Genomic DNA, 14861 nt, shown 5'->3' with positions numbered 1-14861 from the left:
CGGCGTCCTCCCGGTTAACCGCGTCCGCTGCCGGGGGCCCTCAGGGTCGCTGCCCGGCGCGCGAGCGACACCTTCGCCGGCCGAGCCAGTGCAGGAGTCAAGACCCTCACGGCTAGAACGAACCGACTGTCGAGCCCACGGCAATGACGGCAGCGAGCGCCAGCAAGGCGCCGACAATCGCGACCATGACGATGTCGAGGTAGCTTTTCCGGTGCGTTGCGCCGCAGACGGCGAGCAAGGTCACGACGGCGCCGTTGTGCGGCAGGCTGTCGAGCGTCGCCGCACCGATCACCGCCACGCGGTGCATCAGTGCCGGGTCGATGCCATGCTCGGCGGCGAGCTGCATATAGGTTTCTCCGAGTGCGCCAAGGGCAATGGTCAGACCGCCCGAGGCCGAACCGGTAAGTGCCGAGAGCACATTGGTGGCGAGCGCCAGGCCAACCAGCGGACCACCTTCGATGCCCAGTACCCAGTCGCGCACAGCCGCGAAGGCGGGCAGTGACGCGACGACCGCACCAAAGCCCACCAGACTGGCAACACTCAGCACGGGCAGCGCCGACGCATTGAGGCCCGCGTCTACCGTGTCGCGCAGCGCCAGCAGACGGCCCCGGTTGAGCAGGTACAGCACGACGATCGCCAAAGCCAGCGCGACGATCACCGACCAGACGCCGCCGACGCTCGCCAGCGAGGTTTCGCCCCAGCGCAGCTCCGCCAGGTAGCTCGTGTCGAGGCGCGGCAGCACCAGCAGCGACATCGCCAGGTTGACCGCGATGACGACGATGAGCGGCAACAGGGCGACGCCGAATCCCGGCAGTTGCGGACTGCGCGTGCCGTGCTCGACCTCTGCCGGATCGAATTCGTGCGACGCCGTGGCGCGCTCGCGCACCACCGGGTCGTGCGCTGCCCGGGAGGCCGAACCGATGGCGGCGGCAAAACCTTCGCCGCCGCTGCGCGCGGCAGATTCGGCGCGCGTCAGCCACCAGAGGCCAAAGGCCAGCATGATGCCGGCGGCCATGAAGCCCAAGCCGGGCGCCGCGAACGGCGTGGTGCCGAAGAACGGCATCGGGATCGCATTCTGGATCGCCGGCGTGCCCGGGAGGGCCGACATCGTGAAGGTCGCGGTGCCCAGCATCACCGCCGCTGGGAGCAACCGGTTCGGAACGTCGGCGGCGCGGAACAGCGCCTGGCCCATCGGGGCGAGGACGAACATCGCGACGAACACGCTGACACCGCCATAGGTCACCAATGCGCCGGCCAGCACGACGGCCAGGATGGCACGGTTTGGTCCGAGTCGCTCGGTCATGAAATGCGCGATGGCGGTGACCGATCCGCTGTCGTCCATCAGCTTGCCGAACAATGCACCGAGCAGGAACAGCGGAAAGAACTGCGCGATGAATCCCGCGGCCGAACCCATGAAGGTCTGGGTCCAGTTGGCGAGCAGGGGATCGCCCGCAAAAGCTGCCGCGATCAGCGCCGCGACGGGAGCCAGCCCGAGCACGCTCCAGCCGCGAAAAGCCAGCCAGACGAGCAGTCCGAGGCCGAGCAGGATGCCAAGCAGACCCATGATCAGAGTGTCTTCAGCAGAGGGTGAGGTCGAGCATCCGGTGTTTGCCGCCGCCTTCAGCTTGCGCGTCGCCCGACCAGCCCGCCGGACGGCTCGCTTCTTCACGCCACGAGGCGTCATTCTATGGCAAGTACGAGGCGATCGTCCATCGCCCGTGTCGTTCCGGTCGTTCCGCCGCCACGCTGCGGGGCAGGCGGTGGCCCCGAGGATCAGGGTCGATGCCGGCAATCACCGTCGAGCCGGACATCTGCCGTCTGCTACCGCTGCCGATCGGCAGCCGGCGGCGGTACGAGTGCTCCGGACGCGCGCCGCAGGTGCAGTTCGCGTTGCGGCAACGGCACCTCGACGCCAGCCTCCGCCAGGCCGTCGCGAATCGCCACGGACAGTGTGCTGTGCACCGCCACCCAGTCGGAACCCGGGTTGGTCCACGCCCGCACGCTGAACTCCAGCGCCCCCGGGGTCAAGCCGGTCAGGACGGCGATCGGGGCCGGCGAAGCGGCGATGCCTTCGACCGCACGCGCGATGCTCACCAGCAGTTCGATGGTCTGTCCGGGGCGCACGCTGTAGCCCGTGCTGACGGCGACGTGAATGCGCCGGCTGCTGCCGCTGAGCGTCCAGTTCACCAGCTTGTCGGCCAGCAGCATGCCGTTCGGCACCACCACCTCGGCACCGTCGAAGGTGGTGATGGTCGTGGCACGCATGCCGATGTCGCGGACCTTGCCGCTCATCCCGGCCACATCCACCAGGTCACCCACCCGGATCGGTCGCTCGAACATCAGGATCAGCCCGGCGACGAAGTTCTTCACCACGTCCTGCAGGCCGAAACCGATACCGACGCCGAGCGCACCGAAGACGAGAGCGAGTTGCCCCACCTGGAAGCCGGCCATGGCCAGCGCCAGCAGAAGACCGATGAACAGGATGCCGTAGTAGGTCAGCGTCGAGATGCTGTCATCCACCCCGCGCGGCAAGGCCAGCGCTGGCAGAAGGTCTTCGTAGAGCACCAGACGGATCGTTTTGGCGAGCCAGAAGGCGGCCCAGATCGCCAGCGAAAATGCTCCGAGGCTGCCCAGGCTGATCGACAACAGGCCGAGCTGGAATTCATGTGTGAGCACTGTCACCAGCGCGGTGGACAGCGGGCGATAGACGCGGAACGACTGCAGCGCGTAGACCAGCCAGGCCAGCACCATCAGTGTGCGACCGAGGCGGGCCGCCAGCGGGATCAGCGAGCCGGAATGGCGCCCGGCGAAACGCGCCAGCGCCGAGCGGGGAACCAGTACCTGAAGCAAGGCCACCACTACCGTACTGCCGGCGTACAGGGCCAGCGCGGCATAACTGCTGTCGAGCAGCGCACCGGTGAGCATCGTCGCCAGTGAGATGTTGCCGAGGACGTTGGAACCCGCCGACGCGAGCAGGACGACGCAGGCCACCCAGCCAAGGAAAGTCAGCGCCCAGACGGGCATTGGACCGGCCTCGTCGGCATCGCGGCGCCGCGCGCGCAGCATGCGCCCGGACAATGTCAGCAACATCAGCAGGTTCAGGGCGAGGAGGACGCTACGGTAAAGCAACTGATCCCCGAGCAGCATCGAGGCCATGGTGTTGAGAAAATAGAACACCGCGCTGGAATAAGCCCAGGGACCGACGCTCGCGAGCACGCGGCGCTGGACAAGCGCCAGCACCGGAATCCAGGCAAGCAGCATCATCGCCTGCTGGCGGAAGATCGGCCCCTGGATGTCATAGACGACGGCGCCGATCAGGACGAGCAACAACCATGCCGCCCAGGGCCGCGAGAGAGCGCGCATGGACGGCTCGGTGGCTTGCCCGCTGGCCACCAGCGAGCGGGCGCGATACCGCAGCCAGACCATCGCCGGCAGGAGCAGCAGGGCGCCGGCCGCGAAGGCCGGCAGCCAGCGAACGTTGGCGGCGTCGTAACTGCTGGCGAACGCACGCTCGATGTCGAGGCTCCGGGTCACTCCGGCTGTCAGCGGCTCGCGTGCTTCGGCGTTGCGCAACGCCAGCCACAGCGGTGGCGTGTCCATGCTCATCAGCCGCCGATCCTGCTCTTCGACCATTCCCGCAAGCGAGGCGACTCCCTGTTGGATCTGGGTTGCCAGCGCGCCACCGGATCGTCCGAGAGCGAGCAATCCGGCAAGTGGCACCGAGAGGAGTTCTTCCGCGTCGTCGATCCGGGCGATCATCTCCTCAACGCGTTCACGCAGCGCGGGCGCGAGCCCTGCGGTTTGGTCGGTGGCTTGCCAGACCAGCCGTCTGTTCGCCAGTTCGGACACGTCCTCGGACCGGGCGTTGATCGTGCGCGCCAGTTCGGCACGCGTCTGCGCGACGGATCTCTCGTACAGCAGCCAATGGCGCTGCAGGCTCTCAAGCCGGCGCACCGACAGCGCGGCCAAGTCTCGCTTGCCGGACCGCTCCTCGAGTTGCCGGACGGCCGCGGAATGACGCGCCAAAGCCTCTTCGTAGCGCCGGGCGGCATCCGGCACCCGGGCGCGGTGCACGATGGCCTGGATGTCCTGTTCGTCGGCGTCGGCGCGGGCCGGTATGTCGGCGGGCCTGATGGCCAGTGCCTGTGGTGTGACATCGACCGGCGGATGGCTGTCGGCGCCAGCGGTGACCGCCTGCCCCCGAGCGGGTATCGCCACCAGCGAGAGCCACAGCAGCAACGTGCCGACGGCAAGCCAGGCATGGCTCGTCGACTGGCCAAACGTCCGGCGGCCGCCAGTCGACCGGTGGCTGCGCGCGAACAGAAGGAATGGACATCGCATGAGTCTCGTGGTCCCTGATCGTCAGGTTGGTGGGCAACGCCCGCGGTTCTGCAACCAGATGCCGGCGACCGATCGGGGCGAGGCTTTGTCGCTTCTGGTGCATCGGCGTTCCACATCGGGGCGCTGCAGCCGATTCTCCGTCGCGGAGTGTCGCATTCCTGCGGCAACGAAAGCAATCAGGGGCGAACGGACGCGCGCCTGCCGTCGGCCTGCTGGGCAAAGCTGCCCCAACCACGGGCGATCCAGAACCCGGCCAGGGAACCCGGGACGCACACCCGCTGCCAGTGGGTTCGCGCCGTGGCGAGGATCGCCGCGCCGGCTGGAGTCACCGCTTCGCGGTCCCCTTGTCGGTTGACAAGTCGCTGCCCGGGATGCATCCTCTGCCGGGCTTGAAAGATCAAGCGTGCTGGATATCCCATCTCCCGCTGGCCAGCCTGGCCACGGACCTACCCTGTTCATTGCAACCCTTCTGGCTGCACGCCAGAGGCGCTTCGAGGAGTGCCTTGATGACGGAGACCGACCCCAGCACGACTTCGCCGACAACGACGCCGGTGCACGACCTGCGGGAGACCGTCGAGGAGCGAAAGGCGACTGGCAAGCTGGCGCGCAAGCGGGCTCCGCGAGGCGCGCTTGCGCGTTGGGACGAGACCTCGCGCGGGCATGACGCCCTCGAAACGATCGTTGCCCAGAACGCGATCCGGGATCCCGGGTTGCTCCCCGTCCGACACGGTCGCATGGTCGCCTCGCCGTGGAACTACTACCGTGGAGCAGCAGCGGTGATGGCCGCCGATCTCGCGTCCCGGCCCCACAGCGGGCTGCTCGTGCAGCTCTGCGGCGACGCCCACGTGCTCAACTTTGGCCTCTGGGCGACGCCCGAGCGGAACCTCATGTTCGACCTTCGCGACTTTGACGAGACGCTGCCCGGGCCTTTCGAGTGGGATGTGCAGCGACTCGCCGCCAGCCTGGTGGTGGCGGCCCGGGAGGACGGTCTCAAGGCGGCGACGGCGGATGAGGCGGTGATCACGGCAGTGGAGGCGTACCGGGACCGCATGGCCCGCTGCGCCAGGATGAGCGAGCTCAGCCTCTGGTACGACGGCACGCACGTCGACAGCCTGATCAGCTACTTCACACCGGCCGACCGCGAACTGATCGCGGTGCACATCGAGAAGGAGTCGAGGAGCCGCACTCACCTTGGCGCGTTCGCCAAGCTCACCTCGATGGTCGATGGCCGGCCACGGATCGACGAGGACCCACCATTCCGCTTTGCCATCGACGACGAAGAGCAGGACGCGCTGACCGACCAGTTCCTCGCTGGCTACCGGATGACCTTGAGGGAGGATCGGCGCTTCCTCTTCGACCGCTTCACGCCGGTTGACGTGGTTCGCCAAGTCGTGGGGGTGGGCAGCGTCGGCATGCGCGTCTATCTGGTCCTCCTCGAGGGCCGCAGCGGCAGCGACCCGCTGTTCCTGCAGATCAAGCAGGCCGGTCCGTCGGCATATGAGTCCTGCCTCGGCCGCAGCCAGCACGACAATCATGGGGCCCGGGTGATCTCCGGCAAGCGGGCGCTGCAAACGGCGACCGGCATCTTCGTCGGCTGGGGCTCGTTCCGGGGCAGGGACTACTATGTGCGGCAGTTCCGTGACATGAAGATCATCCTCGATATCAAACTGCTCGCCCCCTGCCTGGTCGAGTTCGCTGCCGCCTGCGGTGAGACGCTGGCGCGCGCCCACGCCCGCTCGGGCGACGCCGTGGCGATCAGCGCGTACCTCGGCAAGGGCTCGCAGTTCGCTACCGCCCTTCGCGACTTCGCCCGCCTTTACGCCGACCAGAACGAGCGCGACCACGCGCAACTCGAGCGTGCCATCGCCGCGGGTACGGTCGCGAGCGCGCCCGGTTGGTAGGACCAAATCTGCAATCGCCTGTCTCGGGCTTGTCCGCCAAGCCAGCAGGACTTTGACAAGGAGCCGCTCCGTGTCCGTAAACTTCGCCATCCAGCGAACCGCCTTCCTGTCCGGAACCAACGCCCTGCTGACGCTCGCCGCGTTGACGCTGCTGGCGGCCTGTCAGCGCGCCGACGAAGCGTCGGCGCCGGAGATCCGCCCGGTGCGTGCAATCACCATCGAGAGCCGTGCCGCGAATGGGATGGTCTCGCTGACCGGCGTCGTGCAGGCGCAGACCGAGATCAACGAGTCCTTCCGCATCGACGGCCGACTGGTCGAGCGGACGGTTGACATCGGCGACAGCGTCAAGCCCGGGCAACTGATCGCGCGACTCGATCCGCAGAACGAGGAAAGCAGCCTGCAGGCGGCACGTGCGCAGCTGGCGGCAGCAAGGGCGCAGTTGGTCGAGGCGCGCAGCAATCATGCGCGCATGCGCGAGCTGGTCGCCGAGGACGCCGTCTCGCGCGCCTCGTTCGACCAGGCCGTGGCCGTGCTGAAGACCACCGAGTCGCAGGTCGAGGCGGTCCAGTCACAGGTCAGCCTGGCGGAAAACCGCTTGAGTTACACGCGCCTGATGGCCAACGTGGCTGGCGTCGTGACGGCGCGCGGGCCGGAACCCGGCGAAGTCGTTTCGGCCGGACGGATGATCGTGCAGGTGGCGCGCGAGGGTGCGCGCGACGCCGTGTTCGACGTGCCGGGCCGGATCAAGGACATCGCGCCGAAGAATCCGGAGATCACCGTGGCGCTGGCCGATGACCCGCGGGTGACGGCTGCCGGCCGGGTACGGGAAGTCGCGCCGCGCGCGGATCCGGTGACCGGCACCTTCGCCGTGCGCGTACGCCTGATCGACCCGCCTGCGGCCATGCGCCTGGGCAGCACCGTTACCGGCAAGATGCAACTGCCCGAGGCGCTGGCCATCGAGGTGCCGGCTTCGGCGCTGGTGCGCGCCGACGGCCAGACCGCGGTCTGGGTGGTCGACCCGGCTTCGAGCGCCGTCGCGCTGCGCAGCGTCGAACTGGGCGCCACCAACGCCAAGGCCGTGCAGGTGACCAAGGGGCTGAACCCCGGCGACGTCGTCGTCACGGCCGGCGCGCAGGCCCTGCGTCCCGGCCAGAAGGTGCGCCTGCCGGAGGCCCGCTCGTGATCGGACCGAACCTGTCGGAATGGGCGCTGAAGAAGCGCTCGCTGGTCGTCTTCCTGATGATCCTGGCCGTGGTGGCCGGCGTCATGTCCTTCTTCAAGCTGGGACGCGGCGAGGACCCGGCCTTCACCGTGCGCACCATGGTCGTCGCTGCCGCCTGGCCCGGCGCCACCGCGGAAGAGACCATGAAGCAGGTGACCGAGCGGCTCGAGCGCACGCTGCAGGAGACCGACTACCTCGACCGCCTCCGCAGCTACACCGTCGCCGGGCAGACGACGATCTTCGTCGACCTGAAGACGTCGACACCGCCGGCCAAGGTGCCCGATATCTGGTACCAGGTGCGCAAGAACATCGGCGACATGCGCCACACGCTGCCGCAGGGGGTACTCGGGCCGTTCCTCAACGACGACTTCGGCGACACCTTCGGCATCATCTACGCGTTCACCGCCGACGGCTTCAGCTTCCGCGAACTGCGCGACCATGTCGAGGAAGCGCGCTCGCGGCTGCTGCAGGTGCCCGACGTGTCGAAGATCGAGGTGCTCGGCGCGCAGGACGAGCAGATCTACATCGAGTTCTCCACGGAGCGGCTTGCCGGCCTGCGCCTGAACCTGAACCAGATCATCGCCACGCTGCAGGCGCAGAACCTGGTGCGTCCGGCCGGCACGATGCAGGGCGAGCAGGAGCGGGTATTCCTGCGCGTGACCGGTGCCTTCGACAACGAGCGCGACATCGAGGCGGTGAACATCGTCGCCGGCGAGCGCATCTTCCGCCTCGGCGACATTGCCAAGGTGCGCCGCGGCTTCACCGATCCGCCGCAGCCGATGTTCCGCGTCAACGGCAAGCCGGCCATCGGCCTGGCGATCGCCATGCGCGATGCCGGCGACATCCTCGCCCTCGGCGACAACCTGCGCAAGGTGATTGCCGAGATCGTCGCCAACCTGCCGGTCGGCATCGAGACGACGCTGGTCGCCGACCAGGCGGTCACCGTCGACCACGCGATCAGCGACTTCATGACCTCGCTGTGGCAGGCGATCGTCATCATCCTGGCGTGCAGCTTCGTCAGCCTGGGAGTGCGCCCGGGCACGGTGGTGGCGCTGGCCATTCCGCTGACGATGGCGATCGTGTTCGCGGTCATGGACGTGGCGCACATCGACCTGCATCGCATCTCGCTGGGCGCCCTGATCATCGCGCTCGGGATGCTGGTCGACGATGCGATGACCACGGTGGACGCGATGCTGCGCCGGCTGGGTGCCGGCGACAGCCCGGACCACGCCGCGACCTTCGCCTACCGCACTCTGGCCGCGCCGATGCTGATCGGCACGCTGGTCACCATCGCCAGCTTCGTGCCGATCGGCTTCGCCAGGAGCTCGGCCGGCGAGTACACGTTCTCGATCTTCTCGGTGGTGGCCATCTCGCTTCTCGTCAGCTGGCTGGTGGCGGTGATCTTCGCGCCGCTGATCGGCAAGGCGCTGTTGAAACCGCCGCAGAAGCAGGAGACCGAGCCCAAGCCGGGCAAGCTGCTGCAGATCTACAGCGGCTTCGTGCAGGGCGCGATCCGCATGAAGTGGCTGACCATCGGCGTCACGCTCGCCGCGTTCGTTGCCGCGGTGGTCCTGTCGAGCCAGGTGTCAAGGCAGTTCTTCCCGTCCAGCGATCGCCCCGAGCTGACGGTCAATCTGACGCTGCGCCAGAACGCATCGATCTTCGCAACGGAACAGGATGTCAAGCGGCTGGAAGAATTCCTGAGGATCGACCCTGACGTCGATCACTTCAGCAGCTACGTCGGCCGCGGCGCGATCCGCTTCATCCTGACGCTGGACGTGCAGCTGGCCAACCCCTTCTTCGGCCAGTTCGTCGTCGTGGCCAAGAACCTCGAGGCGCGCGAGCGGCTGCACGACAAGCTGGAGAAGATGCTGGCCGAGCAGTTCCCCGACGTTGTCGCGCGGGTCTCGCCGCTGGAGCTGGGGCCGCCGGTCGGCTGGCCGCTGCAGTACCGCGTCTCCGGCCCGGACAAGGACGAGGTGCGGCGCCTGGCGATGGAGCTGGCCAACGTGGTCGGCAGCGACACGCGCGCGCGGCACGTGCACTTCGACTGGATGGAGCCGGCGCGCCAGCTGCGCGTCAAGATCAACCAGGACCAGGCGCGGCAACTCGGCGTCAGTTCGGCGGCGATCGCCGGCGTGCTCAACGCTGCCATCTCCGGCACGCCGGTGACGCAGGTGCGCGATGACATCTATCTGGTCAACACCGTGGTTCGCGCCAGCGACGGCGAGCGCGCCTCTTTCGAGACGCTGGCGTCGCTGCAGGTGCCCACGCCGAGCGGGCGCATGGTTCCGCTGCAGCAATTCGCGACCTTCGTCGAGGAGCAGGAGTTCCCGCTGGTGTGGCGCCGCAACCGCGTGCCGACGCTGACGGTGCGCGCCGACGTCATCCGTGGCGTTCTGCCCGACAGCGTGGTGGAGGCTCTGGCGCCAAAGATCGCCGAGTTCAACGCCGGGCTGCCCAAGCCCTACAAGGTCGAGACCGGCGGCCTGTTCGAGGAGAGCCAGGTCTCGCAGGCCTCGGTGTTCGCCGTGGTGCCGCTGATGATCGTCCTGATGCTGCTGGCGATGATGGTCATGCTGGTCAGCTTCCGCCGCCTGGCGATGGTGGTGGCGATCATGCCGCTGGGGCTGATCGGCGTGGTGACATCGCTGCTGGTGTTCAACCGGCCGCTGGGCTTCGTCGCGATTCTCGGCATTCTGGCGCTGATCGGCATGATCGCCAAGAACGCGGTGATCCTGATCGTCAGCATCGAAGAGGAGCGCGCCGCCGGCCGCGGCGTGCGCGATGCGGTGCTGAGTTGCGCCACGAATCGCTTCCGGCCGATGATGCTGGCCGCGATGTCTACCGTACTCGGCCTGCTGCCGATCGCGCCCACCGTGTTCTGGGGCCCGATGGCCTTTGCCATCATGGGCGGCCTGCTGGTGGCGACGGTGCTGACGCTGGTCGTGCTGCCGACGCTGTACATGACCGTGTTCGGCAACGAGACGACGCCGACGGCCGAGGCCGTGGAGCAGTCCTCATGAGGTCGTCGCCGGCGGCGGCCAGCCCGGCCGTTGCTGAGGGGATCCCGGCGGACGTGGCAGCGAGGGGCGTGCGATGAGCGCCGCGCCCGCCGGCAACCCGACCCGTGCCCTGGCGGTGCGTGCGCTGTTGTACTTTGCGCTGTGGATGGTCGTCGACCAGAGCGCCAGGCCGGCGAACCTGCTGTTCGGCCTGCTGGCCAGCGCTGCCGCCACCTGGGCCAGCGCCAGGCTCCTGCCGCCGGCCGACGACCGCGTCCGCCTCGGCCAACTGCTGCTGTTGCTGCCGCGCTTCCTGTGGCAGTCACTGCTCGCCGGCGCCGATGTCGCGCGCCGCGCCTTCGCAGCGCAGCCGCGCCTGCAGCCGGGTTTCGTCGACTATCCCGTCGGGCTGCCACGCGGCGCGGGGCGCAGCGCCTTCGAGCTGATCGCCAGCCTGATGCCGGGCACGGTGGCGAGCGGCGGCAAGGCGGACATGATCGAGTTCCATTGCCTCGACACGGGGCAAGCGGTGGTCGAGCAACTGGCCGCCGAGGAGCGTGCCTACGCCCGGGCGCTGCAACCGGAGCTGCGGGATGGCTGATTTTCTGCTCTCGGCGGCGGCCTTCGTCGTGCTCATGGTCGCCGGCGGCCTGGTGCGCGTGGCGCGCGGACCAGGCCGCGCCGAGCGCATGATGGCTGCGCAGTTGTTGGGCAGCGGCGCCATCGGCGCGCTGCTGCTCTTCGGCGCGGCCTCCGGCGAGAGGGCGATGTTCGATGTGGCGCTGACGCTGGCGCTGCTCGCGGCCTTCGCGTCGATCGCCTTCGTCAAGTTCGCGCTGCGCCAGGACGAGAAGGTCGCCGACGACGACGCCACCGAGGGTAACCGGTGAGCGTCGTGCTCGATGCCTTCAGCATCGTCGCCATCGTCGCCGGCCTGGTGTTCTTTCTCGCCGGTACGGTCGGCCTGTTGCGCTTTCCCGACGCCTACACGCGGCTGCATGCGCTGACCAAGGCCGACAACCTCGGCGTCGCGCTGGTGGTCACCGGTCTGCTGCCGCAGATGGATGGTTTGCTCGCGGCGCTGAAGCTGCTGCTCGTGTGGCTGCTGCTGATGCTGTCGAGCGCGGCGGTATCGCAGCTAATCGCGCACTCGGCAAGGCGCCGGGACTGCAGCGAATGAGCGCGCCGGACCGTTGCCGGGCGCTCATCGCGCAACGCGCGGGGTAATCGCATGACGCCGCTGCTCAGCCTGGTCGTTGCCTTGCTGCTGCTCTGGCTGGCGCTGTGGACCGTGGTCGCACGCGATGCCTTCGTGGCAGTGGCCGGTTTCGTCGTCTATGGCTTGCTGCTGTCACTGGTCTGGGTGCGCCTCGCCGGCATCGACGTCGCGCTGACCGAGGCGGCCATCGGCGGCGGCCTGACCGGTGCGCTGCTGCTCGGCGCGGTGGGGCGCCTGCGCAGCACCGAGGCGGCGGCCGCGACCGAGCGCAGCGGCGCCGGTACGCGCGCATACGCGGCGTTGCTGTCGCTTGGCGTCACCATGGTGCTGGCGCTGTGCGTGCTGGTCTTGCCCGAGCCCGCGCCGACCCTGGCGCCGCTGGCGGCCGACAACCTGCCGGCCACCGGCGTCGGCAACCCGATCACCGGCGTGCTGCTCGCCTTCCGTGCGCTGGACACGCTGCTCGAGGCGATCGTGCTGGTCATCGCCCTGCTCGCCGTCTGGTCGCTGGCGCCGGACCGCTTCTGGGGCGGTCGCCCCGGACCGCGCTACGCCGCCGACCCCGACGGCGTCCTCACCTACCTGGCGCGCGTGCTGCCGCCGATCGGCATCGTCGTCGGCCTCTACCTGTTCTGGGCCGGTGCCGATCACCCGGGTGGCAAGTTCCAGGGCGCCACCATCCTGGCGGCGATGTGGCTGCTGGTGCAGATGGCCGGCCTGGGCGATGCGCCGCGCAGCGACGGCCGCTGGCTGCGCGCCGGCATCGTCATCGGACCCCTGGCGTTCGTCGCCGTCGGCCTGCTCGGTGCCTGGCAGGCGGGCGCCTTCCTGGGCCATGCGGACGGCTGGGCCAAGCCGCTGATCGTGGTCATCGAGCTGGCACTGCTGCCGACCCTGGTGCTGGTGCTGGCCTTGCTGTTGAACGGCGCGCCGGCGCGCAACAGCGGCAACCTGCCAGCCCGGGATGGCGGGCGATGAACGTCGAGACGCTGTTCGCGCTGTGCGCCTGCGCGCTGGTGGGCATCGGCCTGTACGGCCTGATCGTGCAGCCACACCCACTGCGCAAGCTGGTGGCCTTCAACATCATGGGTTCGGGCGTCTTCGTCCTCTTCGGCGCGCTGGCCAGGCGCGGCGCCGCGGCCGGCATGGCCGCCGACCCGGTGCCGCAGGCGCTGCTGATCACCGCCATCGTCGTCGCCTTCGCCGCCACCGCAGTGACCGTTGCCGTGCTGCTGCGGCTGATCGAATCCACCGCCACCGCGTCGCTGGCCAACGAGCCACCGTCCGGCGAGTGAACGGACGCACCGGCGGTGGCACTCTCGACGGGCACCCAAGCAGGCGCGCTGCTGGCGGCGGCAGTGCTGTTGCCCTTCGTCGGCATGCTGCTCGGTTTGCTGCTGGGCGGGCGCCAGGTGCAGTGCGTGGCCTTCGCCTCCATGCCCTTGGGTCTGGCTCTGGCGCTCGGCATCACGGTCGCCTGGCTGCGCGAAGGCCAGACGCTGGTCTACCTGCTCGGCGGATGGGCGCCGCCGCTGGGCATCGCGCTGCGCGCCGACGGGCTGGCGGTGGCCATGCTGCTGGCGGTGGCCGCGGTGGTCTGCGGCATCGGCCTGTACGCGCGCGCCGACTTCGCCACGCCGCCGGACGCCAGGGAATCGCGCGCCGCGTTCAGCTACTGGCTGCTGCTGATGGCGGTGTGGGGCGCGCTCAACCTGGTGTTCGTCAGCGGCGACCTGTTCACGCTCTATGTCGCGCTGGAGCTCCTGACCTTCGCCGGCGTGCCGCTGGTGTGCCTGGCCGGCAGCGGCGAGACCCTGCGCGCCGCGTTGCGCTACATACTGTTCGCGCTCTGCGGCTCGGTGCTGTACCTGCTCGGCGCGGTCCTGCTGTACGGCGGCTACGGCACGCTGGACATCCCGCTGCTGGCCGCCGCGGTGCAGCCCGGAGCGATCGCCCGCACGGCTCTGGCGTTGATGACCGCCGGCCTGCTGGCGAAGACGGCGCTCTTCCCGCTGCACATCTGGCTGCCGCCGGCGCATGGCGGCGCCCCGGCGGCAGCCAGCGCGGTGCTCTCGGCGCTGGTGATCAAGGGCTCGTGGTTCCTCGTCCTGCGACTCTGGTTCGACGTGATGCCGGGAGTGGTGACCTGGGCCTCGGCGCAACTGCTGGCGGGACTCGGCGCGATGGCCATCGTCGCCGGCAGCATCGTCGCGCTGCGGCAGGAGCGGCTGAAATTGCTGGTCGCCTATTCGACGGTGGCGCAGATCGGCTACCTGTTCCTGATGTTCCCGCTCGCCTTCGACGCCACCGGCAACGCGCTGGTACACGGCGCGGCATCGACCGGCGGACTGCTGCAGGCGGTGTCGCATGCCACTGCCAAGGCCGCCATGTTCATGGCCGCCGGCCTCGTCTATGCGGCGCTCGGTCACGACCGCATCGCCGACCTGGCCGGCGTCGCCCGTATGCTGCCGGTCACCGTGCTGGCGTTCGTGCTCGCCGGCATTGCGCTGATGGGAGTCGTCCCGAGCGGCGCCTATCTGGCGAAGAAGCTCCTGCTCGACGCCGCCGATGGCTCGCGGCAGTGGTGGTGGACGATCGTGCTGCAAGGCGGCGCCGCATTCACCGCCGGCTACGTGGTGCTGGTGCTGGTCAATGTCCTGCGCCGTCGCTCCGCTGCACTGATCCCCGTCAAGCGCGTTTCGCGCCTTGCCGAGTTCGCGGCCCTGCTGCTCGCCGTCGGCTCGCTGGCGCTGGCCCTCGCCGCACTCGGGCCGCTTCCCGGCCATCCCGTGTCGAGCCCGCTGGCACCGAAGGAACTGGCGACGACGCTGCTGGTGCTGTTGGGCGGCGCGCTGCTGGCGCTGGGACTGTCGCGCGCGCCGTTGCTCGCTGCGCCGGGGCCTGCTGCGGGCGCTCCTGCCGGCCGGCTGCGCCAGGCGGCGCTGGCGGTGGGGATGGCCTTCGAGCAGGGCGACCGGCTCGTTCGGCGCTGGTCGTTCGCCAGCATCGGCCTGCTCACGCTGGCGGCGCTGTTCGGCGCCCTGCTGCTCGTCGGGCCAGCGACATGAGTGCCGCGCGGCCCCCCTCAGGGAACCCCGAGCGCAGGTTGGCGCGGATGAGTATTGCTACAATGCGGGCCGGGGCATCTCGCCGTGCACGGCGTTCGACCAGCG

11 protein-coding genes are annotated in these 14861 nt (G+C 69.2%); 9 read left to right on the top strand and 2 right to left on the bottom strand.

The genetic code is table 11. The annotated features are described in order from the left end of the window. Window positions 1-112: 112 nt before the first annotated feature. Both HT579_02375 and HT579_02370 read right to left on the bottom strand, forming a co-directional pair. Window positions 113-1564, bottom strand: a complete 1452-nt coding sequence (locus tag HT579_02375; GenBank protein ID QKS27900.1) for a GntP family permease — start codon at window positions 1562-1564, stop codon at window positions 113-115. A 257-nt stretch (window positions 1565-1821) separates the two neighbouring features. After that, complete coding sequence (locus tag HT579_02370) at window positions 1822-4341, bottom strand: mechanosensitive ion channel (GenBank protein QKS27899.1); 2520 nt, start codon at window positions 4339-4341, stop codon at window positions 1822-1824. Window positions 4342-4847: 506 nt separating this feature from the next. On the opposite strand from HT579_02370, the gene HT579_02365 reads away from it, so the two are divergent. The 9 genes from HT579_02365 (at window position 4848) to HT579_02325 (ending at window position 14756) form a co-directional block, all read left to right on the top strand. Further along, complete coding sequence (locus HT579_02365; protein ID QKS27898.1) at window positions 4848-6242, top strand: DUF2252 domain-containing protein; 1395 nt, start codon at window positions 4848-4850, stop codon at window positions 6240-6242. An 88-nt stretch (window positions 6243-6330) separates the two neighbouring features. Beyond that, window positions 6331-7425: an efflux RND transporter periplasmic adaptor subunit gene (locus tag HT579_02360; protein QKS31450.1), complete on the top strand. Its 1095-nt coding sequence runs from the start codon at window positions 6331-6333 to the stop codon at window positions 7423-7425. Then, window positions 7422-10490, top strand: coding sequence for an efflux RND transporter permease subunit (locus HT579_02355; protein ID QKS27897.1), 3069 nt, complete (start codon window positions 7422-7424; stop codon window positions 10488-10490). Before HT579_02360 ends, HT579_02355 begins: the two co-directional genes overlap by 4 nt. 73 nt (window positions 10491-10563) lie before the next feature. After that, complete coding sequence (locus HT579_02350) at window positions 10564-11070, top strand: Na+/H+ antiporter subunit E (protein QKS27896.1); 507 nt, start codon at window positions 10564-10566, stop codon at window positions 11068-11070. After that, the gene (locus HT579_02345; GenBank protein ID QKS27895.1) at window positions 11063-11359 is read left to right on the top strand and encodes a hypothetical protein; all 297 of its coding nucleotides are present in this window, start codon (window positions 11063-11065) and stop codon (window positions 11357-11359) included. The genes HT579_02350 and HT579_02345 overlap by 8 nt, the downstream gene beginning before the upstream one ends. Beyond that, the gene (locus HT579_02340) at window positions 11356-11649 is read left to right on the top strand and encodes a monovalent cation/H(+) antiporter subunit G (protein QKS27894.1); all 294 of its coding nucleotides are present in this window, start codon (window positions 11356-11358) and stop codon (window positions 11647-11649) included. The genes HT579_02345 and HT579_02340 overlap by 4 nt, the downstream gene beginning before the upstream one ends. A gap of 51 nt (window positions 11650-11700) precedes the next feature. Next, the gene (locus HT579_02335; GenBank protein QKS27893.1) at window positions 11701-12666 is read left to right on the top strand and encodes a DUF4040 domain-containing protein; all 966 of its coding nucleotides are present in this window, start codon (window positions 11701-11703) and stop codon (window positions 12664-12666) included. Next, the gene (locus HT579_02330) at window positions 12663-12983 is read left to right on the top strand and encodes an NADH-quinone oxidoreductase subunit K (GenBank protein ID QKS27892.1); all 321 of its coding nucleotides are present in this window, start codon (window positions 12663-12665) and stop codon (window positions 12981-12983) included. Before HT579_02335 ends, HT579_02330 begins: the two co-directional genes overlap by 4 nt. Window positions 12984-13067: 84 nt before the next feature. Then, the gene (locus HT579_02325; GenBank protein ID QKS31449.1) at window positions 13068-14756 is read left to right on the top strand and encodes an NADH-quinone oxidoreductase subunit J; all 1689 of its coding nucleotides are present in this window, start codon (window positions 13068-13070) and stop codon (window positions 14754-14756) included. Window positions 14757-14861 lie beyond the last annotated feature (105 nt).

Origin of the sequence: Candidatus Accumulibacter similis (assembly GCA_013347225.1) — a bacterium.
Lineage (GTDB): Bacteria > Pseudomonadota > Gammaproteobacteria > Burkholderiales > Rhodocyclaceae > Accumulibacter > Accumulibacter similis.
The sequence above is the reverse complement of the archived record's forward strand: the minus strand, read 5'-3'. Positions and strand labels throughout refer to the sequence as shown.